Annotated in this window: 22 protein-coding genes; 8 read left to right on the forward strand and 14 right to left on the reverse strand. The window is 33.2% G+C overall.

Translation table 11 applies throughout. The annotated features are described in order from the left end of the window. The first annotated feature begins 434 nt into the window (after positions 1-434). The 3 genes from PMI10_RS01060 (at position 435) to PMI10_RS01070 (ending at position 3,382) form a co-directional block, all read left to right on the forward strand. Positions 435-1,454, forward strand: coding sequence for a hypothetical protein (locus tag PMI10_RS01060; protein ID WP_007803512.1), 1,020 nt, complete (start codon positions 435-437; stop codon positions 1,452-1,454). Between the two features lie 160 nt (positions 1,455-1,614). Next, entirely contained in the window at positions 1,615-2,532 is a 918-nt protein-coding gene (locus tag PMI10_RS01065; RefSeq protein ID WP_007803514.1) for a hypothetical protein, read from the forward strand. A 658-nt stretch (positions 2,533-3,190) separates the two neighbouring features. Next, positions 3,191-3,382 (forward strand): hypothetical protein, encoded by a 192-nt coding sequence (locus PMI10_RS01070; RefSeq protein ID WP_007803516.1) that lies wholly within the window; start codon positions 3,191-3,193, stop codon positions 3,380-3,382. A gap of 28 nt (positions 3,383-3,410) precedes the next feature. Here the strand turns inward: PMI10_RS01070 and PMI10_RS01075 are convergent, their stop codons facing one another. From PMI10_RS01075 to PMI10_RS01140, 14 genes are all read right to left on the reverse strand, one after another. After that, on the reverse strand, positions 3,411-3,863 hold the full coding sequence (locus PMI10_RS01075) for an SRPBCC family protein (protein WP_007803518.1): 453 nt from the start codon (positions 3,861-3,863) through the stop codon (positions 3,411-3,413). Beyond that, a complete protein-coding gene (locus PMI10_RS01080) occupies positions 3,860-4,771 on the reverse strand; it encodes a TIGR01777 family oxidoreductase (RefSeq protein ID WP_007803520.1) in 912 nt (303 codons plus the stop codon). The genes PMI10_RS01075 and PMI10_RS01080 overlap by 4 nt, the downstream gene beginning before the upstream one ends. A gap of 7 nt (positions 4,772-4,778) precedes the next feature. Beyond that, positions 4,779-5,261: a fatty acid desaturase gene (locus PMI10_RS22280; protein WP_007803522.1), complete on the reverse strand. Its 483-nt coding sequence runs from the start codon at positions 5,259-5,261 to the stop codon at positions 4,779-4,781. Next, positions 5,212-5,544, reverse strand: coding sequence for a hypothetical protein (locus tag PMI10_RS22285; protein ID WP_007803527.1), 333 nt, complete (start codon positions 5,542-5,544; stop codon positions 5,212-5,214). Before PMI10_RS22285 ends, PMI10_RS22280 begins: the two co-directional genes overlap by 50 nt. A 68-nt stretch (positions 5,545-5,612) precedes the next feature. Beyond that, a complete protein-coding gene (locus tag PMI10_RS01090; protein ID WP_007803528.1) occupies positions 5,613-5,996 on the reverse strand; it encodes a hypothetical protein in 384 nt (127 codons plus the stop codon). Positions 5,997-6,013: 17 nt separating this feature from the next. Next, complete coding sequence (locus PMI10_RS01095) at positions 6,014-6,361, reverse strand: hypothetical protein (protein ID WP_007803530.1); 348 nt, start codon at positions 6,359-6,361, stop codon at positions 6,014-6,016. A gap of 393 nt (positions 6,362-6,754) precedes the next feature. Further along, a complete protein-coding gene (locus PMI10_RS01105) occupies positions 6,755-7,258 on the reverse strand; it encodes a GbsR/MarR family transcriptional regulator (RefSeq protein ID WP_035631212.1) in 504 nt (167 codons plus the stop codon). A gap of 94 nt (positions 7,259-7,352) precedes the next feature. Continuing rightward, positions 7,353-8,012: a SanA/YdcF family protein gene (locus PMI10_RS01110; protein ID WP_007803537.1), complete on the reverse strand. Its 660-nt coding sequence runs from the start codon at positions 8,010-8,012 to the stop codon at positions 7,353-7,355. A 148-nt stretch (positions 8,013-8,160) separates the two neighbouring features. After that, on the reverse strand, positions 8,161-10,188 hold the full coding sequence (locus PMI10_RS01115; protein WP_007803539.1) for a M3 family metallopeptidase: 2,028 nt from the start codon (positions 10,186-10,188) through the stop codon (positions 8,161-8,163). Between the two features lie 91 nt (positions 10,189-10,279). Beyond that, a complete protein-coding gene (gene purE, locus PMI10_RS01120; protein ID WP_007803541.1) occupies positions 10,280-10,765 on the reverse strand; it encodes a 5-(carboxyamino)imidazole ribonucleotide mutase in 486 nt (161 codons plus the stop codon). A gap of 95 nt (positions 10,766-10,860) precedes the next feature. Beyond that, complete coding sequence (locus PMI10_RS01125) at positions 10,861-12,009, reverse strand: 5-(carboxyamino)imidazole ribonucleotide synthase (protein ID WP_007803543.1); 1,149 nt, start codon at positions 12,007-12,009, stop codon at positions 10,861-10,863. Between the two features lie 211 nt (positions 12,010-12,220). After that, complete coding sequence (locus tag PMI10_RS01130; protein ID WP_007803545.1) at positions 12,221-12,799, reverse strand: hypothetical protein; 579 nt, start codon at positions 12,797-12,799, stop codon at positions 12,221-12,223. Beyond that, entirely contained in the window at positions 12,800-14,884 is a 2,085-nt protein-coding gene (locus tag PMI10_RS01135) for a TonB-dependent receptor (RefSeq protein WP_007803548.1), read from the reverse strand. Positions 14,885-15,076: 192 nt separating this feature from the next. Next, positions 15,077-16,351 carry a PQQ-dependent sugar dehydrogenase gene (locus PMI10_RS01140; protein WP_007803550.1) on the reverse strand — a complete coding sequence of 425 codons (1,275 nt, stop codon included), beginning with the start codon at positions 16,349-16,351 and terminating at the stop codon, positions 15,077-15,079. A 184-nt stretch (positions 16,352-16,535) separates the two neighbouring features. Between PMI10_RS01140 and hpt the strand changes: the two genes are divergently transcribed. From hpt to PMI10_RS01165, 5 genes are all read left to right on the forward strand, one after another. Further along, positions 16,536-17,066: a hypoxanthine phosphoribosyltransferase gene (gene hpt, locus PMI10_RS01145; protein ID WP_007803553.1), complete on the forward strand. Its 531-nt coding sequence runs from the start codon at positions 16,536-16,538 to the stop codon at positions 17,064-17,066. Between the two features lie 80 nt (positions 17,067-17,146). Next, positions 17,147-17,719, forward strand: a complete 573-nt coding sequence (locus PMI10_RS01150; protein ID WP_007803555.1) for an adenylate kinase — start codon at positions 17,147-17,149, stop codon at positions 17,717-17,719. Between the two features lie 201 nt (positions 17,720-17,920). Beyond that, the gene (locus PMI10_RS01155) at positions 17,921-19,195 is read left to right on the forward strand and encodes a hemolysin family protein (protein ID WP_081491439.1); all 1,275 of its coding nucleotides are present in this window, start codon (positions 17,921-17,923) and stop codon (positions 19,193-19,195) included. 78 nt (positions 19,196-19,273) lie between these two features. Beyond that, entirely contained in the window at positions 19,274-20,275 is a 1,002-nt protein-coding gene (gene obgE, locus PMI10_RS01160; protein WP_007803566.1) for a GTPase ObgE, read from the forward strand. A 174-nt stretch (positions 20,276-20,449) separates the two neighbouring features. Continuing rightward, a complete protein-coding gene (locus PMI10_RS01165; RefSeq protein ID WP_007803567.1) occupies positions 20,450-22,594 on the forward strand; it encodes a S46 family peptidase in 2,145 nt (714 codons plus the stop codon). The last annotated feature ends 137 nt before the right edge of the window (positions 22,595-22,731 follow it).

Here is a 22,731-nt window from a genome sequence, read left to right on the forward strand (position 1 = left end):
ACTCTATAAGAAGTTTTCGGATTCAATTTGATTTCCTTGAAACATATGTGTTTTTATAAGGTGTTCATTTTGAATTAATTGTATGTTTTTTGTGGCTTTTTTCTTCAAATTATGTTTTATAAGAATAGTCTCATGACTTATTTTGTTTGTCTCATGACAAAGAATCTTTTTTCTATAGCATTTTTTCAGCTAAATCCAGATGTCTAATATAGCTTTGTTATAGAAAAAAGTAGAAGCTAGCTAAAATTGTTTTTCAACATTTGTTTCAGGATGTTTTTTAAAAGTTTGATTTCAAGTTATTTACGGGACTTGAAAATACTGTTTATTCAAATGTTCTAAATAAATAGTAAATCAAAAAAGTGGAGCAGAACCCACTTAAAAAAACGAGGCGGATCTGAAAAGCCCTATGAGTAAGAAAATTAAAAAATAATATCATGGACAATAATCATACACAAGTATTACCTTCTGTTAAAAAAGAAACTGGAGATGAATCACTACCAAGTTCTACTGCAGGATTGTACAACACCCTTTGTGAAGGTTTACATTTGAGTAACAAACAATTTCAAATGATTCAAGGAGTTTTACCTGTTCAAACAGATGCATCCGGAGTTTATAATTTTGTAGATGGAATTCCGCCAGTGTCAGTTTCTACATTATACACGAGTAACCCAATCAATGGTCTAAATGGTAATATGCAGATCGTTATTAGTGATGCAAAACCAAGTTTTTTGAGTAAACTGGCACAGGATAATTATGTTAATCCAAAATATTGGGTTGATGGAAATGTTGCGGTAGATCCTATTTATTCTCCAAATTTTGCTGATTTGTATAATCAGGTAAATAATGGTTCATCAGCTTATATAGCATTTGATTCTGCAACAGCCGATAGTAACATTGATTCTTCCTGGGCAAAAAGCACAGGGTCTGCAGGAGTAGGTTTTTGGGGAACTTCTTCGAGTTCAGTTTCAACAGAATTAAATAAAAAGGCATCTTCTTCCCGAATTACTGTAAGCATTTCGATCGATAAATATGCGTATTTACAAGTTCGTGCAGGGGGATGGTTTACACAAGGCTTTTTTACAAATCAATATAAAGATCCTGCTAAGTGGAATCAAGGCCAAGCTGATTGGGATAGAGTTTTTGGTCCTCAAGGTTCATGTCAGAATATTGCTAATCAAGTATTGTTGGTAAATGGATATACTATTACTACAACTTCTTATGCTGTTTATTCTGAATCTGAATATAACCAAATTGTAACAAGTAAAGACACTAATGTGTGGCCATTTTATACTTCTCATTCCAGTTCTACGGTTACACAAACTCATACACATGATTCAGAGGGTTATATTACTACAGTAATTACATGTAAACCAGGAAGTTTACAAATATTAGGTATGGGAGTTATACCTACTAAACTTGCTATTGAAGGACCTTCAGTTTCCAGATTAATTTAATTTCATTTAAAAGTAAAATAGGGAGAGCACAGTTTATTCTGTGTTCTCTTTTTTTAATTGGACATCAATTCTCAATTGCTTGGCATTTTATATAGAATTTGTCATTTTATAACTGAAATCGGTATCCAAACAGTTTTACATCAACTTAATAAAAATAGTTATGATAAATATTTATGAAGAATTAATTGTTAAAAGAATTGCATCAAGTCTTTCTTTAGATTTGGCAAGTCTGAGATGGTTTCCTGTAGTTCCGTTGGTTCCTGCAAATGATTGTGATTTGTTTAGTTTATTTGATATTGTTCCTAACGAAGGATTTATTGCTAATGTAGATGATCAAAGTCCACTGTTTAGTACGACTTATGGAAAATTGCTTGAGGCTCAAAAGCAATCTTTTATAAATGATCTGGCGAAAAAAAATTATGCGAACGAAAGTTATTGGTCAGAATGCAATAAAACTAAAACGCCGATATTTAAACCTAATTCTGCTGAAATCCTTAGTGCATTATCGAGTGGAGCTTCATTTGATTTTACTTTTGACTCCTCTGATTATTCAGGTCCGGGAAAAGAATTATTTCCATCCTATCCTAATTTTGTAATCTTTCAGCCTTTTTTAAATTTCAATGAAACGGCACAGAATGCACGATTTGTTTTTAAATTACACTTTGATAAAATAGTTCATATCCCTGTGCAACTGGGTGGCTGGTTTAGTCAGGCAGCTTTTGTTAAAGCTTATAAAGATAAAACCGCCTGGAATACAGGTCCGAATCTGGTAACTTGGGATGAGTTATTTGGTACAAACGGAATTTTGAATTTTGTTACTAATGGTTTATTAGTCGCTTCAGGTATGACTTTGGAAATTCAAAGTTTTGGAATATATGATTTAAAAACATTATTGTTTTTAAAAACTAATTTATTGACATCTGTTTGGCCATTTTATTTGTCTCCGGAAAATTCCAGAAATGAGTTTGATATTTCTGAAGAAGGTAATATTACGATTAAAGTAACTACTTCAAAATCAAAAAATCTATTATTAGCAATGCAGGCAGCAGCGGTTAATGTTTTAGTTTCTCCAGGGTAGTAGATTTATATAATTTATCTGGCGGTATTTATTCTATTAAAGTAACTAATAGAGATAAAATTCTGTAACAAAAAAAGATAATTAACTAAGTTTAATAATCTTTTTTAATAAAGAAACTGTTCGAATGTATTTTCGGAAAGTTTCTTTTTGATATAGTTATTTTCAGGTAAAAACTCTCAAAACCTGATTTCTATTCAAAATAAAACAGGTTAAATGTTTTTTCAAAAAGAAAGCATTGCGTAATTTCCTTATAATATCAAATTGAATTTTATATTCTGTTGATAATCTGATTTTTATGAATAAGCGTGTCGAAAATATTCATGCTTTATGAAATTGTGGATTTTTCTAAAACGTAATAATAATCCTATATCATTTTTTACTTCTCTCATAACTAAAAATGGTCACCTTATAACATTTTTTTACTTAAATCTAAATATCTGATATAGTTTTGATATAGAAAATAAAACCATTTCTTGAAATATTTAGAATATAGAAATAATAAGTCAAATAAGTGGAGCAGATCCCACTAAAAAAAACGAGGCGGATCTGAAAAGGGATATACACAAAATCAATAATAGCAATTTAGCAAACTGTTTTAGCTGTCATCAATCTAAAAACTATGCTCCTAAAAGTGGAAAATCTCTTTTGTATTTAAGTCATGTACTTGAATCTTATTTTATTTACTACTGAAGCAATGCTAACTGCTAAAAATGCAAATAATTCAAAAGTAAAACGTATTAAAGAATCAGAAGCATTAAAGGTTAAACAATTCGAAGAGTTTGTTGGGCTGCACAATAATAAATCATTTATGGATTATACTTTTTTGGGGGAAAGTTTGCCAATTTTGTAATGGTTAAGATTGTGATTTAAAAATATATTTATTTATTTTCAGCGGTTTTTTTGAGAATTTTATTTCTTTCCAAAAGAAAATTGATTAGATGGTTTTTTAAAAACAGAGTATCGAATAATTTTCCAATAATGCTAAACGGAGTTTCATATTGCAGTTTATCTGTCATTATGGTAACTCCGTTTTTTTCTTCAAAAAAATGCTCGTGTTTGAATGTTTTGAATTTTCCTTCTTCCATTTCGTCCACAAAATAATCATACAAATCCATTGCTGTGATTCTGCTTTTATGAGTTAGATAAAAACCGAAATGTTTGCCACGCCAGGTTACAGTTTCGTTTAAGTTTATTAAACCTGATGTTACACCTGCAATTGCGACTTCGTTTGATTTACTTGCAGATTTTTGATGAATGTCGATATCTCTTGAGACATCAAAAACAGTTTTTTGTGATGCGTTTATTTTTGTTGTGAGGTTTATAGTTGTCATTTGCTTAATAAATTTTGAAATACATCATCTACATTTTGAAATCTGAATTTAAAACTGTTTTCTAAAAGCTTTTTCGGAATTACATTTCTACTTTTCAAAACTAATTCGGTTTCTGTTCGAATAAAGAAAGATCCAATTTCAAGAAGGAAAACACTCATCGGAATTCCAAATGGAAAACCAACTGCTTTTCGGAGTTTCTTCATAAAATCATAATTACGGATCGGCTTTGGAGAAACAATATTAATAACTCCAATAATTTCTTTTTGGATAATAAAATCAATTGCATTCACAAAATCTTCTTCGTGAATCCAGCTGATAAACTGATTCCCTTTTCCTTGCTGTCCGCCAAAACCTATTTTTGCTAAAGTTTTTAACGGAATAAAAGCACCGCCATTTTTTCCTAAAACAATTGAAGTTCGTAAAGCTGTTTTTAAAGTATTTGGAGTTTCAGTTTTAAAGAATGCTTTTTCCCAGGAAAGCGCGACATTTATAGAAAAATCATTTCCAATTTCTCCATCGGTTTCATCCATTTGTTTGTCCAAGGAAAAACGATAAATAGTCGCCGTTGATGAATTTAGCCAGTGTTTCGGAGGATTTTTACAATTCAAAACCGCTTTGTTTAAGATCTTGGTACTTTCAATTCTGGATAATAAAATTTCTTTTTTATTCTTTTTGGTATAACGACAATCTACAGATTTTCCTGCAAGATTAATTAAAACTGTTGCGTTTTCCAATTCATTTTCCCAGCCGGAAAAGGTTTTGGCATTCCAATTTACGTATTTAATTTTGTCAATTGTTTGAGATTTTCCTCGGGTCAGAATTACAATTTCTTCAAATTTATCTTTGAAATGATTTATTAAAACCTGTCCTAAAAAACCGGTTCCGGCGGCTATTATGAGTTTTTTCATTGTGTTATTAAAAAGTTTGCTTTTTTTCAATATTAGGAAATATATTGTCAATTCTTCTTGCCAGTTCTGGCAGTTTAATAGTGGGAACTGCAGGGAATAAATGATGCTCTAAATGATAAAACATGCTAAATGTAATTCTGTTTTTCCATTCTTTTCGTTGTGTCCTGGCATATTCCGGAGATTCTTCAGTGTCATGATGTACGGTCCAAACAGCAAAAAAGGCCATTAAAAATTCGGCTAATACCATAACTATGATGTGATAAATTAAGAAATGAATATTAAAATAAAAAATAATGAATGTTACTATTGTAATTGAGATTAGTTCTAAAATTACATTTTTAATATAATTTCTATTCCCTAACTGTAAGGTGATTTTGTGAATTAAAAACATATGAACAGGGCCATATAAAATTGCTCCGTACCAAGTCATTCGTGCTGATTTACCTTCGTAAATATTTATGATGTCTGATGTGGTTAAATTTAACGGCATGAATTGAAACCATTAATAAAATACTATTCGTATATAGTGTAAACCACGTTAAGAATTTATTTGTTCCCAACGAATTATGAAATCCGTTATGAACTTGTCTCAATCCAGTTAAAAAGAAAAAAGCTGAAAATGGTAAGGCTAATAAATAATATCCAAAATAAGAAAGCACGATAGAAATTAAAAACCATGGAATAGTTAAATTGTTTTCGATTAGCATTTCTTTAAAGCTTAGACTTTTTAAATCTTTCCATTCTACTTTTTTGAGTATTTCCTGATGTGTCATTTTATTTAAATTTTGGATTTATTAAACCTAACAGGTTTTTAAAACCTGTTAGGTTTTGGTATGAAGTATTAAGCTTTAAAAACTAATCTTTCTTCCTGAGCTTCTTTAGCTTTTCTTTTTCCTCTAAAGAAGAAGTATAAATTGAAGAACAGCATGAAACCAAGATAGATAGAAAACCCCCCAATTTTATAACTTAATCTTTCAATTAATTTCTGATAGCTGTTTTCGCTAATATTCATTTGAAGTATCATCAGCGCAAATCCAATATTTAAAAGATAAAATCCGGTTTCAAAAAGTTTATTGGTGGCCTGGGCAATATCTTCACGACCTTTGAAAATGTCTAACATAAATATTTTTCCGTTTTTGAAAAGGGTTTTAGAAACGTAGTAAGTCAGGAATAAAGCTATTGGTAAATAGATGCTGTAACCGATTAAGATTTTTGTAGTTTCCATGATATTTGATTTTAATGTTATTTAATTAATTTATGAATGCACTTTGTTATAACTATAATGTTGAGATAATGCAATACTGATATAATAAAAATAATAACAGCCGTTTTTGCGCAGATGATTTCAGTTAATTGTGTGAACGATATTATTTTCTGCCAGGAAATCAAAGTCATGGCACAATAGCCAATATTTAAAAGATAATATCCCAGAAGCAAAACCTGATTTATTTTTTGACAGATATCAGCATGATTGGGGATTAATTCTGCAACATAAATATTTCCGTTTTTGTAGCATATTTTTCCAACTTTCAAGATTATGAAAATCGTAATGCTGAGGTAGATAAAATACCCAATGATGTTGAGGTTCATGATAAATGTGTTTTATGAATTATGTTGGTTAGATATATAGCAAGTATTGGTGGTAGTGAAAATGATACAACAGATAATATGTCATTATAATTAATTTCGGCATTGATGTACCATAGAATAAAAAGAGAACAACTCCAGCTATGTAGATTTGAAGTTTTTTGTCATTCGGATTATCAACTAGCATTTTTACTCCTATACAAAATTGTAGAAAACCTGTAATCATAGTTGATAACAAACTAAAGATAAATGCCCCTTCCTGAATGAACGGATAGGCGAATAAAATTGCAAAAGGAAGTATAAGGGCAAATATGTTGATGTTTTTTATGGTTTTCATAATTACTGTTTGTTTTAAACTTTCAGAAAAAAATGAAAGTTTTTATTAAAATTTTTTTTTTACTTCATAATTTTTAGAACCAAACGCCCCAACCAGTTTTCATTGAATTCGGTCATTTTATCTAACATATTATCTGCTTTTAAAACAAAATCATACAATTTAGAAGTCTGATCAACAAAATGTTTTTCCTCAGCAGAATTTCCTGATTCAATTGTCGAAACTTCTTTTAGGATTTTAAGGGCTGGCTTGATTTCTCTTTTGCTTCTTTCTCTTGAAATCTTAACTGCTAACTCGTCTAAATCTTTTTCGGCTGTAAAAAATTCTCTTCTTTCTCCGGCTTTGTATTCTTTATAAACAATTCCCCAATCCATTAAAGCCCTAAGGTTCATACTTGCATTTCCACGCGAAATCTGTAATTCATCCATAATGTCTTCCATCGAAACAACTTCGTTCGAGACCATCAATAAAGCATGGATTTGTGCCATAGTTTTATTAATTCCCCATTGAGAACCTAATGCTCCCCAGGTTTGTACGAATTTATTTTTTGCTTCTTTGAATTCCATGAAACAAATGTAAGTAAAAGTTTTTAAACTTTCAAAAATAAATGAAAGTTTGTTTTCTAAAAAAGCCAAAAGATTAAATTTTGGCCCTTTGTTATTATCGTTTGTCCTCTTTAGAATAGTTAGAAACTCCATTTGTATCTATTGGATCTCCTAAAAAATGTGGCTTCCGATTTCTCAAAACATCAAAAAAGGATTTGAAAATCGAAAAATATTCTCTAAAACAAACATATTTATATCCCGGATATTCTCCTTTATTTGCAGAATAGCCAACCGATTTAATTCCAAGTTTCTGTCCAATATAAATAGCCCGGTTTAAATGATACTCCTGAGATATTAAAGTTGCTTTCCTGATTTTAAAAATATGTTTGGCACGATACATTGTTGAATACGTATCAAAGCCGGCATAATCAATGAATATTTTAGTGGTGTCAACTCCATGTCTAAAACAGTACTTTTTCATTACGGTTAATTCATCATACTCTTCACGACCATTATCTCCCGAAAGCAAAATTTTATTGATTCGTTTTGATTTGTATAATAAGATGCCTGCATCAAGTCGGTCTTTTAAATATTTACCAGGCTGATTTCCTTTGATTCCGGCGCCAAAAATAATTCCGAAATCATTTTTCGGGAATCTATTTAGTGAATGATGAATGTCTTTTTTGGTAGTAGACTTTACATATGAATTCACAGAAATGATAGAAACTAATCCGATAAGACAAAGATAAACGAGTATTTTTAAATATTTTTTCAAGTTATATTCTGTAAGATTAGAGTTAAGAAAGTTGTGAAGATAGTTAAATTTATTTGTAGTGATTTAATCAAAATCGAATAAAAAAACCGAAGTATTTCTACCTCGGTTTCAAATATCTAATAATCTAAGACGTCTAACAATTTAATATCTATAAGAGTCCCGCTCTCTTCAACAAAGCTTCCGGTTTTGGTTCCTGACCTCTAAAACGTTTGTACAAAATCATCGGATGTTCTGTTCCTCCTTTTGAAAGTACATTGTCTTTGAATTTTGTTGCTACTTCCGTATTGAAAATTCCTTTTTCCTGAAAATATTCAAAAGCATCAGCATCCAGAACTTCAGCCCATTTGTAACTGTAATATCCGGAAGAATATCCTCCTTGAAAAATATGCGAAAAAGCTGTACTCATCGCATTTTCTTTTACATCAGGATACAATTGTGTGTTGGCAAATTGTTCGGTTTCGAAAGTTTTTAAATCGGTAATGTTTGTCGGATCTTGTCCGTGCCAGGCCATATCTAAAAGTCCGAAACTTAACTGACGCAAAGTTGCCAAACCTTCCTGGAAACTGGCACTTTCTTTAATTTTATGAACGTACTCAATCGGAATAATTTCTCCCGTTTCATAATGATTTGCAAACAAAGCCAAAGCTTCCGGTTCGTAACACCAGTTTTCCATAATCTGGCTTGGTAATTCTACAAAATCCCAAAAAACAGAAGTTCCCGATAAACTCGGATAGGTTGTGTTCGCCAACATTCCGTGCAAACCATGACCAAATTCGTGGAATAAAGTCGTAACTTCATTAAAAGTCAATAACGAAGGTTTGGTTTCTGTTGGTTTTGTAAAATTGCAAACGTTCGAAATATGCGGTCTTTCGTTTACGCCATCTTTTATATATTGTGATTTGAATGAAGTCATCCAGGCACCGTTTCGTTTTCCTTTTCTTGGAAAAAAGTCCGCGTAGAAAATCGATACTAAATTGTTTTCAGCATCTTTCACTTCATACGTAGTAACTTCTTCGTGGTATTTATCGATGTCAAAAACTTCAGTAAATGTTAATCCGTATAATTTTTGGGCAACAGTAAATGCTCCGTCTAAAACTTTTTCTAACTGAAAATAAGGTTTCAGTTTTTCATCATCTAAATTAAAAAGCTGTTGTTTTAATTTTTCAGAGTAATAAGCACCATCCCATTTTTCTAATTGTTCGATTCCGTCCAGTTTTTTCGCGAAAGCAGTCAATTCAGCAAATTCTTTTTGAGCTGCAGGTTTTGCTTTTGCCAGTAAATCATTTAGGAAAGAGAAAACTTTTTCCGGGCTTTGCGCCATTCTTTCTTCCAAAACAAAATGGGCGTGTGTTTTATAACCTAATAAATTAGCTCTTTCAAAACGCAATTTGGCAATTTTCAACACATTTTCCTGATTGTCGAATTCGTTATTTTGAAAACTTCGTGCTCCAAAAGCAATGGCCATTTTTTTACGCAATTCACGATTATCAGCATAAGTCAAAAACGGAATATAGCTTGGATGGTCTAAAGTGAAAATCCAGCCTTCTTTTTCCTGGCTTTTTGCCAATAATCTTGCGGCTTCAATAGTTCCTTCCGGTAATCCTGCTAAATCACTTTTGTCTGTCAGATACAATTCAAAAGAATTGGTCTCAGCCAAAACATTTTCGCCAAACTGTAAACTTAATTTTGATAATTCTTTATCGATTTTGCGTAATTTATCTTTTTTGTCTTCTGGTAAATTAGCTCCGTTTCTGGAAAAACTTTTATATTTTTTATCTAAAAGAGTCGTTTGCTCCGGATTCAGATTTAAAGTTTCTTTTTGCTCGTAAACCGATTTTATCTTGGCAAACAAAGCTGCGTTTAATGTGATATCATTTCCAAATTCTGATAATAAAGGCGAAACTTCCTGTGCAATTTTCTGCATTTCGTCATTAGTTTCTGCCGAATTCAAATTGAAGAAAACACTTGAAAGACGGTCTAAAATATCACCTGAAAAATCCATTGCAACAACTGTATTTTCAAAAGTTGGCGCATCGGGATTATTTACAATTGCATCGATTTCGGCTTTAGCCAAAGTAATTCCTTCCTGAAAAGCAGAAATATAATCTTCGATTTTAATTTGAGAAAAAGGTGCGGTATTATGTTTCGTGTTGAAATATTGTGTTAAGATGCTCATATAGAGTTTGTTTTTTTAAAGTATTCAGTCTCAGTCTCAGTTTTCAGTACAAACTATGACTGAATACTGAGACTGAGACTGTAAACTGTTTTTACTTTTTCAAGCCTTCCGCAGCTTTATTAACCGCAGCTTTCAATTCTTCTTTGTATGAAATTATAGTATCAAGAACTTTTTTATCGTGACTTCCGATGATTTGAGCTGCGAGAATCCCTGCATTTTTTGCTCCATTTAAAGCAACAGTTGCAACCGGAACTCCACCAGGCATTTGCAGAATCGATAAAACCGAATCCCAGCCATCAATAGAATTACTTGATTTTACAGGAACGCCAATTACCGGAAGCGGTGACATCGAAGCAACCATTCCAGGTAAATGTGCAGCACCTCCGGCTCCGGCGATAATTACGGAAATACCTCGAGTGTGTGCATTTTTACTGAAATCGAATAATTTTTCCGGCGTTCTGTGTGCCGAAACGATATCTACTTCAACTTCAATATTAAATTGTTTTAATATATCGATAGCATCCTGCATGACTGGCATGTCTGAGATACTTCCCATTATGATGGCTACTTTGCTCATTTGTTTTTTTGTTTTTTTTGTTTGCTTTGCCAATTCGGCTAAAGCCTCGTGTCAGGTTTCAAGTTTCAGGTTTTCACTGTGACTAAAAACTGCGACTATATACTAATTACCTTAATCGTATTCTTAACTTCCTCTGCAATTCGTCTCGCCTCAACCATATCTTCATTTACAATCGTAACATGACCCATTTTTCTAAATGGTCTTGTTTGTTTTTTACCGTAAATATGGGGTGTAACACCATTCCAACCTAAAATGGTTTCGATATTCTGATACACTACATCTCCGGAGAAACCTTCGGCACCTACTAAATTTACCATAACTCCGGCAACTTTACTGTCCGTATTCCCTAACGGAAGATCCAGAATGGCGCGTAAATGATTTTCGAATTGTGAAGTATAACTGGCTTCAATTGAATAATGACCTGAATTGTGCGGGCGGGGAGCGACTTCGTTTACTAAAATTTCATCGTTATTGGTTTGGAACATTTCAACAGCCAAAAGTCCAACATGATTAAATTTCTCCGAAACATTCAAAGCAATTGCTCTGGCTTTTTCGGCTACTTTTTCGTCAATTCTTGCCGGGCAGATTACATATTCAACTTGGTTGGCTTCCGGATGGAATTCCATTTCGACTACCGGATATGTTTTTATTTCTCCTGATGGATTTCTGCAAACAATAACTGCTAATTCATTTTTGAAAGGAATCATTGTTTCTGCAATGCATTCTACATTTGGCAAAGTATCCAAATCAGAAGTTTGACGAATTACTTTTACACCATTTCCGTCATATCCAAACTCCGTACATTTCCATACGAAAGGTAATTTTAAATCGTTGATTTTAGATCTTAGATTTTCTAAATTTTCAAATCTTTCAAAAGGTGCAGTCGGAATATTGCTTTCTGCGTAAAATTGTTTTTGGATTCCTTTATTCTGAATTCCTTTTAAGGTTTTTGGAGATGGATAAACTTTTACGCCTTCATTTTCTAATTGCGTTAAAGCTTCAAGATTAACCAATTCGATTTCGAAAGTTAAAACATCAACTTGTTTTCCAAAATTATAAACCGTTTCATAATCCATCAAATCACCTTTGAAGAATTTATTGCAGGCAATTTTACTCGGAGCTTCGTCACTCGGATCTAAAACATAAGTTTGAATGTCAAATTTTCGGGTGTCGAACAATAGCATTTTACCTAATTGTCCGCCGCCTAATATTCCTAATTTAAAATCAGAAGAAAAATAATTCATTGTTGTGTGTTTGTGATGCGCAAAGATACTTTATAACTTTTTTTTTTTGCCACGAATTGCACAAATTTTCACTAAATACTTTGTGTTTTAGACTTAATAAGTTCTTCAAAGAAAATAAAAATTGGTAAAATTCAATACTAAAGGGAAATGTGATTTGTGATAATTAGTGAAATTCGTGGCCAGTTTTTTTACAAATATTTGTAGCAAAAAGCTATTTTATTTTCTTCAAAACTTCCTTTGCAACCGCTTTATATGCTGCCGAATGATTCGCATAATCTTTATTCAGAATGATTTGCAATTCAGGATGAATCCAGTTATAATAATTTCCCAGAACATATAAAGTTCTTATAGAATAAGCCTTTGTTGCTACTTTTACATCATTTATAAGCCAGTCAAAAGAAGCTTCGATACAATCCTGAAGATTTTCCCGGGAAAGCGAAATACAGTTTTCGTCTTTTTTATAATGTGATTTTACTAAAAGCTGTAATACTTTAGCAATGGGACGAATGGCACTTTCATCTTTTAAAAATTTCAGATTGGAACAGAAAAAAGCAAGATGTGGCTGTAACCAAGTCAATTCTTCATAAGATACAAATTCTAAAATCCAGCAGGCTTTATGATTGTTTTTGTCTGATGGCGAAAAACAAATCGAGACTAATTCTTCAAATAAATCTTTATTTTCTAAAACTTCCTGAGCAATTTTTAATCGGTTTTCTCTGTAAGCATTTACATAATCGAGTTTTGATTGGAGTTCAGAAGATTCCTTTGGATTTGATTTAATGTGTAACATTTAAAATAAGTAATTTAATGAAATTGTTCCATAATAATTTACAGGAAGTCCCGGATAATAATATCTTGGAGTTGTATTTCCGATAGCAACGGCATTTGGTAAAATTAAAGAAGCGTATTTTTCATTGGCTAAATTGTTGATGCCAAAAGCTAAATTGGAACTTAGATTGTGCAGAATTTCAAAACGATAACCTGTTTTCAAATTGACAACGGAATACGAATCAGAGTAAACCGAATTGGCATCATTCATCGGAATTTTATCCACAAATTGATAATCTGCATTCAAATAAATTCCTAAGCGAGTATTTAAAAACAAACCTGCATTCACCTTATTTGATGGAACTCCGGTTAATTTATTTCCGGAATAATTATTCTCGTGATCAATAAATTCTTTAAACTCATATTTTCCAACAGAAGCTCCAATGTAAGAGTTGAGAGTGAAAAATCTATTGATTTGCCAATTGTGTTTTAAAGTGATTTCAATTCCTTCGTGAAATGTTTTTCCGGCATTTACCCCAACATATTGATCATCGCCAACTCGTTTTGCAACTAACAAATCTTTTATTTCCATTCTGTAAACGGCAAATTCCGTATAAAGTTTTTTATTGAAAAAGTAGAGTTTTCCGCCTGCTTCAAAGTTATAACCATTTTCCGGTTTTATGTCAGGATTAATTGTGCCGTTGCTCGTAAGTGTTTCTTCTGTAGCCGGTAAAGAAAATCCGCGGCTGGCTGAAAAATAGAAGGTACGTTGTTCACTCGTTTTAAATAACAAAGATAGTTGTGGTGAAAAAATACCATCATAACTGTATTTTTGAGTTGAATTAAGATTATAGTTTTCTAATTCAAATTGCGTTTTGTTGTAATTTAATCCGGCCTGAACTTCAAAATGCTTAGAAAGTAAAGTTCTTATTTGGGAGAATATATTGTAAAAACGCCTTTTCTGGCCATTTTCAGTAAGCTGATTTCCCTGCAAACTTCCCTGGCCGTTATTCTGCTGATATAGATTTTCGAAAGTATTGCCAGTGTAATTATCTGCAAAATATTCGATTCCCGCAATAAACTGGTTTTCTATTTCTTTAATTTTAAAATTTCCCAAAAACTGAGTTCTTGCACCACTTGCAAAAGTATATTGACGCAAAATGTCAAAAGGTCTCGGTTCATTACTGTCTTTATAATTGATGAAAATCGATGTCGAGTTACTCAGGTTTTCATTAATTTTAAAATCATAAGCCAGTCCGGCCAAAGTCGATTTGTATTCTTTATAACCTTTTGAAGCTACCCATGTCGGTGCTCCGGATTGCGGACTATTTTCGAACATTGTTTTATTAATTGAACTCGGAATAAAAGCTTTGAGATATGTGTAATTTGAAAAATAAGAAAGCTTGCTGTTTTGCTTCTTAAACAATTCACCAGCCAAAGTAACGCCTTCACGATTATATGCGCTGTTTTTTCGCCACCCTTCTGTTTCAAGTTTGTGATAACTTAAATTCAAACTTGAGTGTTTTTCGTTCAAACTAAAATTCAAGCTATTTTTTAGCAAACCAAAAGAACCAAAAACAGAACTAATTCCTGCGCTTGATCCTTCTTTTTTTGAAAGCTGTGGAGAAATTAAAATAGCGCCTCCCAATCCTGCACCATAAACGCTTGATAGTGGCCCTTTGATAATTTCGATCTGGCCGATATTTTCCAGGTCAATATCATCAATAACTGTTTCGCTATTTCCTGAAGTTAACGGAATACTGCCATAAAAAGCCCTGATTTTATTCGTGCCATAAGGAGTTCTTGCACCAATACCACGAATCGAAATTCGGGTAGTCGTAAAATTTGCTGACTGCATAAAAACTCCGGGAATTGTATTAATTACGGTGCTAATATCGGTAGTGTTATTTTGTAACAGGTCTTTTTTGGAGAGAATGCCAATAGAAGCCGGGGCATTTTGTAAATCTTTATTAATATGAAAGGAACTGATAATAACTTCTTCCAGCTTTTCTGTTTTTACAGTATCAATAGATTTACTTTTTTCTTGCGCAAAAGTGTTTTGGAAAATAATTAAAAGAAGAAAAAAGCAATATTTTTTTAAAAGCATAAAAGAATTTGGTTTAGCTGTTGGCTTAAATTTTAACACATAGTGACATAGTTTTGGTTTACGCATAAAGGCGTTTCACTTGCTACAATACAATAGCTATGTGTGAAAACATGTTTTTTTAAATTATCTTTATTAATACAAAAATCTATGTTTCTATGTGTTTGAATAATTGCAAAGTTAGGAATTTAGAATTTACTTGTTTGCTGTTACCTTCCAGATTGTATTTCCGCTGTCGTCATTTACAAGAAGTGATCCGTTATTCATAACTGTAATGGCGACCGGACGGCCGTAAACTTCGGCTTTTGCTTCATCAGCGATAAATCCGGTTAAAAAATCCTCAGGTTTTCCGGAAGGTTTTCCATTGGCAAACGGAACAAAAATAACTTTATAACCTGATATTTTTGCTCGGTTCCAGGAACCATGCTGACCTACAAAAATTCCGTTTTTGTATTTTCCAGGAAATGCATTTTTATCATAAAAAGCCAAACCTAAAGAAGCAGTGTGAGGGCCAACCGGAACATCCGGAACAATTGCTTTTGCAACCAAATCTTTGCGTTCGCCTTTCATTCTCGGGTCCGGAATATTTCCAAAATACGAATAAGGCCAACCATAAAAACCATCTCTTTTAACACTCGTAACATAATCGGGAACCAGGTCATCGCCCAATTCATCACGCTCATTAACCGCAGTCCAAAGTTCATCGTTAACAGGATTCCAATCCATTCCAACAGGATTTCTAAGACCGGATGCGTAAATTTTTTCACCTGTCCCATCCGGGTTAATTTCAAGAATAGCGGCGCGTCGTATTTCTTTGTCTATTCCATTTTCTGCAACATTACTTCCCGAACCTACAGAAACATAGATTTTTGATCCATCCTGATTTGAAATTATATTTCTCGTCCAGTGATTGTTGTAGCCGCCGGCAGGAAGTTCAAGGATTTTTGTGCCTTGTGTTTCCAGTTTCAAAGGATTGTTTTTATAAGGATAACGGTAAAGTCCGTCAGTATTTGCGATGTAGAAAAAGTCTTTCAGTACCAGCATTCCAAAAGGACGGTTGAGGTTTGAAATAAAAACATTACGGGTCTCAAATTTTCCGTCTTTATTGGCATCACGAAAAACGGTAATTTGGTTTTTACTGGTTCTGGTACCGCTTTCAACAACAAAAATATCATTATTTGGAGCAATATAAGTCCAACGCGGATTTTCTAAACCATCTGCAAATTTTATTACCGTAAAACCTTCAGGAGCTTTTGGAGTCTTTCCGTCAGGCCATTTTAGTACACGGCTGTTGTTTGTTTTAGATTCGGTCGCATAAGGCGGAGGTAAGGTAATTTCTCCAATAGCAGTTTTTACGATGTTTCCGGGCTGTTTTGCCAGCGCTTCTTTTTCTTCTTTTCTGACCTGTCCGTTGCAGGCAGTCATTAAAGTTAATAACGATATTGAAAATATTTGAGTCATTGTTTTCATTGCGGTTTTGGGGTTAAGGGTTTAATTAACAACAATTTAATAAAATAAAAAATATTTCAAAGTGAAATTTTGTAAATATTAAGTGATATTTAACATTCTGAAAAAAATCAACTCACGATATATTTTGATGCCTGCATTTGGTTGTAATTCTGTATCTTTGCGCATTATTTTAAACATAAAAATAATGATACAACTTCACGATAAACAATTTGTTCCGTTTATTTCAGCAAAAGAAATCGATTTTGCTTTAACGAAAATAGTTGCACAAGTAGAAGATGATTTTGGAGATGATACTCCAATTTTTATTGGTGTTTTGAATGGTGCTTTTATGGTTGTTGCCGATTTTTTGAAAAAATATAAAAGCCCATGCGAGGTTTCATTTATCAAAATGGCTTCTTATGAAGGAACAGAATCTACCAATACCGTTAAAGAATTAATTGGAATCAATCAGGATTTGTCAGGCAGAAGCGTGATTATTATTGAAGATATTATCGATACCGGAAATACTATCGAAGAATTAAAAGCAATGTTTAAGGCACAAAACGTAAAGCATTTCAAAATTGCAACTTTGTTCTTTAAACCTGAAGCTTATAAAAAAGATATTAAAATCGATTATGTCGGAATCAGAATCCCAAACAAATTCATCGTTGGTTATGGTTTGGACTATGATGGTTTAGGCAGAAATTTATCCGAAGTATATAAACTGGCAGAATAATTTAAAAAATACATACATAACTATATATTCACTTTAAACTTCTTTAAAATCAAGAAGTAACAACACAACACACTCGCATTATGATTAACATTGTTTTATTTGGAAAACCAGGGGCAGGAAAAGGAACCCAGGCAGAATTTTTAAAAGAAAAGTACAAATTAACACATCTTTCAACTGGAGATATATTTCGTTTTAATTTAAAAAATGATACAGATTTAGGTAAAAAAGCAAGGGTTTTTATGGATAATGGAGAGTTGGTACCTTGCGAAGTAACAACTGCAATGTTGATTGACGAAGTAAAAAAACATCCGGATACAGCAGGATTCTTATTCGACGGTTATCCAAGAACTTTAGATCAGGCAGAAGCTTTAGATAAATTTTTACCAACGATTGGTTCAAGCGTTACAGCAACAATTGCTTTAGAAGCTGACGACGAAATCCTGGTAAAACGTTTGTTGGAAAGAGGAAAAACAAGCGGAAGGGTTGATGATCAGGACGAAGAAAAAATTCGTGTAAGATATCAGGAATATAATGAAAAAACAGCGCCGCTAATTGGATATTATAAAAATCAAAATAAGTTTTATGCTGTAGATGGTATAGGTACCGTCGAACAAATTACAGAGCGATTAACGTCAGTTATAGATAATTTGTAGAAGCTTTTTCCAGCTGTACGTTTCAAGTCCTCACTAAAAAAACTATTTTTCCACACCATAAAACGAGCTTCCGCCGGTCGCTGTTTTCTGGCAGGAAAAATTAGTTTTTTTAGCTCCGGGCTTTTCTCTTCCATCCGGGCTATGAACATTCAGGTTACAAATTACATATTAACGACTATTCAATAACGAATTAACTACAAATTGGAAATACTAATAATATTTTTTCTAATACTATTAAACGGAGTTTTCTCTATGTCTGAAATCGCACTGATTTCGGCCAGAAAAACCAGATTGGAAACGGCTGCAAAAAAAGGGAATAAAAGTGCCAGGATTGCGCTCGATTTAGCCAATTCCCCTAATAAGTTTTTATCAACAGTACAAATCGGAATTACCTTAATCGGAATTTTAACGGGTATTTACAGTGGTGATAAAATCACGATGGATGTTGAAGCTTTTGTTAGTGGGTTTGCCATTTTAAAACCTTATGCACATTCGGTTGCAGTTGGGATTGTGGTTGTCGTTTTAACATTTTTCTCTTTGGTTTTAGGAGAATTATTGCCAAAACGTATCGGATTAAATTATCCTGAAGCGATCGCAAAAGCAGTTGCACTGCCAATGAAAATTGTTTCAATAGTTACGGCACCGTTTATTTGGTTACTGACAACTTCAACAGATTTTTTATTGAATGTTTTGCAAATAAAACCCTCGGCAGATGGTAAAGTTACTGAAGAAGAGATTAAGGCAATCATAAAAGAAGGAACCGAAGGCGGAGAAGTTCAGGAAATTGAACAGGATATCGTAGAACGCGTTTTCCATATTGGTGATCGAAAAGTAAATTCATTAATGACACACCGAAAATCGGTAGACATGTTGCCTTTAGATGCAGATAAATCAAAAATTAAAGAATTGGTTTTGATGGATTTGCATACTGTTTATCCGGTTTATAGCGACAACTATGATGATATTGTCGGAATCGTAACACTCAAAAATATATTCGCCAATATCGAAAGTGACCATTTCGATTTGTCGGCAATAATGACAGATCCTCCTTATTTAATGGAGCAGACAACGGCTTACAAAGCATTGGAAAATTTCAAAAGAACAGGCGTTCATTATGCTTTAGTTTCGGATGAATATGGTGTTTTTCAGGGAATTATTACCTTAAACGATATTCTGGAAGCATTGGTTGGAGATGCTTCTGATTTTTATAAAGATGAATTCCAACTTATCGAAAGAGAAGATGGTTCGTGGCTGGTTGACGGACATTATTCATTGCACGATTTCCTAACCTATTTTGAGTTAGACGAATTGACAAATGATTATGAAGTAAATACCGTAAGCGGAATGATTATGACTGAGCTTTCCCATATTCCAAAAGAAGGCGAGAAGTTAATCTGGCAAAAATTTGTGCTTGAAGTACTTGATATGGATGGCGTAAAGATTGATAAGGTGTTGGTAAAAACACTAAAAGAGTAAAAATAAAATAGTTTTCAGTCTCAGTTTTCAGTCGCAGTTTGCACTGAAAACTGAGACTGCGACTGAATACTAAAAACAATGACAGAAGGAAATTTTGTAGATTATGTTAAGATATATGTTTCTTCCGGAAAGGGAGGAAAAGGATCTACACATTTGCACAGAGAGAAATTTATTGAAAAAGGAGGCCCGGACGGAGGTGATGGTGGTCGCGGAGGACACGTATATTTAGTTGGTAACAAAGGACTTTGGACATTGTTCCACTTAAAGTTTGCGCGTCATATTAAAGCGGGTCACGGTGGAGACGGAGGAGGAGATCGTAGTACAGGTGCTGATGGAGATGATAAATTTATCGAAGTACCTTTAGGAACTGTTGTAAAAGATAAAGAAACGGGAGAAACCCTGTTCGAAATTACAGAAGACGGAGAAAAAAGAATCCTTTCAAAAGGAGGAAAAGGAGGTTTAGGAAACTGGCACTTTAGAAGTTCTACGAACCAAACACCAAGATACGCACAACCAGGTTTGCCGGGAGTAGAAATGGATGTAATTCTGGAACTTAAAGTTTTGGCAGATGTTGGTTTAGTAGGTTTTCCGAATGCAGGAAAATCAACTTTATTATCAGTTTTGACTTCGGCAAAACCAAAAATTGCAGATTATCCGTTTACGACATTAAAGCCAAACTTAGGAATTGTTGCTTACAGAGATTTTCAGTCATTTGTAATTGCAGATATTCCCGGAATTATTGAAGGAGCTGCTGAAGGAAAAGGACTTGGACATTATTTTCTGCGTCATATTGAACGTAATTCAACTTTACTGTTTTTAGTTCCTGTTGATACACCGGATATTAAGGGGGAATATGATATTTTGGTAAACGAATTGACAAAATACAATCCTGAAATGCTGGATAAAGAACGTTTGTTGGTAATCTCAAAATGTGATATGCTTGACGACGAACTTAAAGCCGAATTAAAACTAGAATTAGATGTCGCTTTTAAGGATATTCCGTATATGTTTATTTCATCAGTTGCCCAACAAGGTCTGACAGATTTAAAAGATAAACTTTGGAAAATGCTAAACGATTAAAAAATAATAAGTTTCTTTAAAAGGTGTTCTGTTTTCAGAACACCTTTTTTGTTTTATAAATATTGAATTCGTAAAAAATAGCTAAAAAATCAGCTGTATATTTCGTTTTTAAGAGTCAGGTGGTGACATAATTATGAAAATGAATTATCTTCGCAAGACTAATTCAATTATTATATGAAAAAAATAATCTTATTTTTTACGATGTGCCTTATGGCATTTCCCGTAAGAGCCGACGAAGGAATGTGGTTCCTGATGTTTATCGAAAGACTGAACCATAGAGATATGGAAAAAATGGGCTTGCAATTAACCACCGAAGAAATTTACAGCATTAATCATCATAGCTTAAAAGATGCTGTTGTACAATTTAATGGCGGTTGTACCGCTGAAATTGTTTCTAAAGATGGTTTGGTTTTAACAAATCACCATTGTGGATATGATGCAATTGCAGAACTTTCATCTGCTGAGCAAAACTATTTGAAAGATGGTTTTTGGGCAAAAGAAAGAAGTGCGGAGATGAAACCAAAATCATTATACGTTCGTTTCTTTGTTCGTATGGATGATGTTTCTAAAAGAATTTTATCAAAAGTAAATGATAAAATGACGGAGACAGAAAGAAACAAAATTATTCAGCAGGAAATTGCTTTGATTGAAAAGGAAAATAACGAAGGCGGAAAATATACGGTTTCAGTTCGTCCTTTCTTTCAGGGAAATGAATATTACTATTTCGTTTATCAGGATTATACAGATGTTCGTTTAGTAGGAACGCCTCCGGAAAGTGTTGGTAAATTTGGCGGAGATACTGACAACTGGGAATGGCCGCGCCAAACGGGAGATTTCTCTATGTTTAGAGTCTATGCTGATAAAGACGGAAATCCTGCTGCTTACTCAAAAGACAATGTGCCTTTACAGCCAAAACATTATTTGCCTGTAAGTATAAAAGGGGTAAAAGAAAATGATTTTGCCATGATTTTAGGATATCCGGGAAGAACAAACCGTTGGATGCCGGCTGGCGGAATTGAGCAAAACATAAAATTTGCTTACCCTGCCTGGGTTGAAGGTGCTAAAACCGGAATGGACCAAATGAAAAAGTATATGGATAAAGATGCAACTGTTCGTTTGCAATATGCTTCTAAATATGCTTCAACTGCCAATTACTGGAAAAACCGTCAGGGTATGATCGATGCTTTAACCAAAGCAGGAACAGTGGATGTAAAAGCTGCACAAGAAGATAAATTCTACGAATGGGCAAGTAAACCTGCGAATAAAGAAAAGTACGAAAATGTAATTCCAACTATTAATGATTATTACAGAGAAACGAATTTAAAATCGCGTCACGATAATTACTTAATCCAACTTTTGAGAACTTCAGGTTATGCAACAGGTCCGGCAAACTTAGGAAATGCATTAATTGCATATTCTAAGGAAAATGATGCTAAGAAAGCTGAAATGTTGCCTAAAATCAATGCGATGGTTGAGAACATTTACGGCGAATTTTATGCTCCATTAGAAAAAGACGTATTAACGGCACAATTGAATTTATACGCTTCAAAAGCTGCTGAGTATGGTTTGGCGCCACAAATTGCTAAAATGAAATCAGCTAATAATGGTGATTTTACTGCTGATATAGCAAAAGCAACTGAAACAAGTTTCTTTACATCTAAAGAGAAAATTTTAGAATATATAGCAAATCCAAAACCGGCTGCGCTTCCACTTGATCCGTTGTATATTATCTCTAATGATTTGCTGACAAAATACCGTTCTAAAACTGATGATCAGGCAAAAGCTGATGATGGTTTTGCTACTGCTTATCGTCTATTGGTAGAAGGTTTAAGAGAATCAAAATTGAATGCTGTAAAATATCCTGATGCAAACTCGACTTTAAGATTGACTTACGGAAAAGTTCGTGCTTTGCCTGCAGACCTACGTAACGATGCTAAAATAAACAATTATACTACCATGGAAAGTATGGTGAAAAAGTATAAAGCCGGAGATCAGGAATTTGATTTGCCAACGCGTTTATTAGAATTAAACAAAGCAAAAGATTATGGTCAATATGCGGATAAAGCAGGATATATGCCAATAAATTTCCTGACAGATAATGACATTACAGGAGGAAATTCCGGTTCACCAGTTCTTAACGGAAAAGGAGAATTAATCGGAATTGCTTTTGATGGAAATATTGAAGCGATGGCTGGAGATGTTATTTTTGATCCAAAATTGCAAAGAACTATTAACGTGGATATTCGTTATGTACTTTGGATTATTGACAAATATGCCGGAGCAAAAAATATTATTGATGAAATGACGATTGTAAAATAATTTGATTATCATAAAAATAAACCCGACAGTTAAGATTGTCGGGTTTTTTGATTTATATTATATCTGTATATAAAAGATTGTCATCCTGAGCGGAGTCGAAGGCTTTAGGATTCTAAAGGGGCTTCGACTACGCTCAG

The organism is Flavobacterium sp. CF136 (genome assembly GCF_000282055.1).
Lineage (GTDB): Bacteria > Bacteroidota > Bacteroidia > Flavobacteriales > Flavobacteriaceae > Flavobacterium.

Coding starts and splice junctions, on each gene's coding strand:
- PMI10_RS01125 (WP_007803543.1), bottom strand. CDS start 12,009: ATGAATTATTTTTCTTCTGATTTTAAATTAGGAATATTAGGCGGCGGA.
- PMI10_RS01080 (WP_007803520.1), bottom strand. CDS start 4,771: ATGAAAAAACTCATAATAGCCGCCGGAACCGGTTTTTTAGGACAGGTT.
- PMI10_RS01090 (WP_007803528.1), bottom strand. CDS start 5,996: ATGGAAACTACAAAAATCTTAATCGGTTACAGCATCTATTTACCAATA.
- PMI10_RS01140 (WP_007803550.1), bottom strand. CDS start 16,351: ATGAAAACAATGACTCAAATATTTTCAATATCGTTATTAACTTTAATG.
- PMI10_RS01075 (WP_007803518.1), bottom strand. CDS start 3,863: ATGACAACTATAAACCTCACAACAAAAATAAACGCATCACAAAAAACT.
- PMI10_RS01095 (WP_007803530.1), bottom strand. CDS start 6,361: ATGAACCTCAACATCATTGGGTATTTTATCTACCTCAGCATTACGATT.
- PMI10_RS01115 (WP_007803539.1), bottom strand. CDS start 10,188: ATGAGCATCTTAACACAATATTTCAACACGAAACATAATACCGCACCT.
- PMI10_RS01065 (WP_007803514.1), top strand. CDS start 1,615: ATGATAAATATTTATGAAGAATTAATTGTTAAAAGAATTGCATCAAGT.
- PMI10_RS01060 (WP_007803512.1), top strand. CDS start 435: ATGGACAATAATCATACACAAGTATTACCTTCTGTTAAAAAAGAAACT.
- PMI10_RS01150 (WP_007803555.1), top strand. CDS start 17,147: ATGATTAACATTGTTTTATTTGGAAAACCAGGGGCAGGAAAAGGAACC.
- obgE (WP_007803566.1), top strand. CDS start 19,274: ATGACAGAAGGAAATTTTGTAGATTATGTTAAGATATATGTTTCTTCC.
- PMI10_RS01070 (WP_007803516.1), top strand. CDS start 3,191: ATGTACTTGAATCTTATTTTATTTACTACTGAAGCAATGCTAACTGCT.
- hpt (WP_007803553.1), top strand. CDS start 16,536: ATGATACAACTTCACGATAAACAATTTGTTCCGTTTATTTCAGCAAAA.
- purE (WP_007803541.1), bottom strand. CDS start 10,765: ATGAGCAAAGTAGCCATCATAATGGGAAGTATCTCAGACATGCCAGTC.
- PMI10_RS22285 (WP_007803527.1), bottom strand. CDS start 5,544: ATGACACATCAGGAAATACTCAAAAAAGTAGAATGGAAAGATTTAAAA.
- PMI10_RS01130 (WP_007803545.1), bottom strand. CDS start 12,799: ATGTTACACATTAAATCAAATCCAAAGGAATCTTCTGAACTCCAATCA.
- PMI10_RS01105 (WP_035631212.1), bottom strand. CDS start 7,258: ATGGAATTCAAAGAAGCAAAAAATAAATTCGTACAAACCTGGGGAGCA.
- PMI10_RS01165 (WP_007803567.1), top strand. CDS start 20,450: ATGAAAAAAATAATCTTATTTTTTACGATGTGCCTTATGGCATTTCCC.
- PMI10_RS22280 (WP_007803522.1), bottom strand. CDS start 5,261: ATGCCGTTAAATTTAACCACATCAGACATCATAAATATTTACGAAGGT.
- PMI10_RS01135 (WP_007803548.1), bottom strand. CDS start 14,884: ATGCTTTTAAAAAAATATTGCTTTTTTCTTCTTTTAATTATTTTCCAA.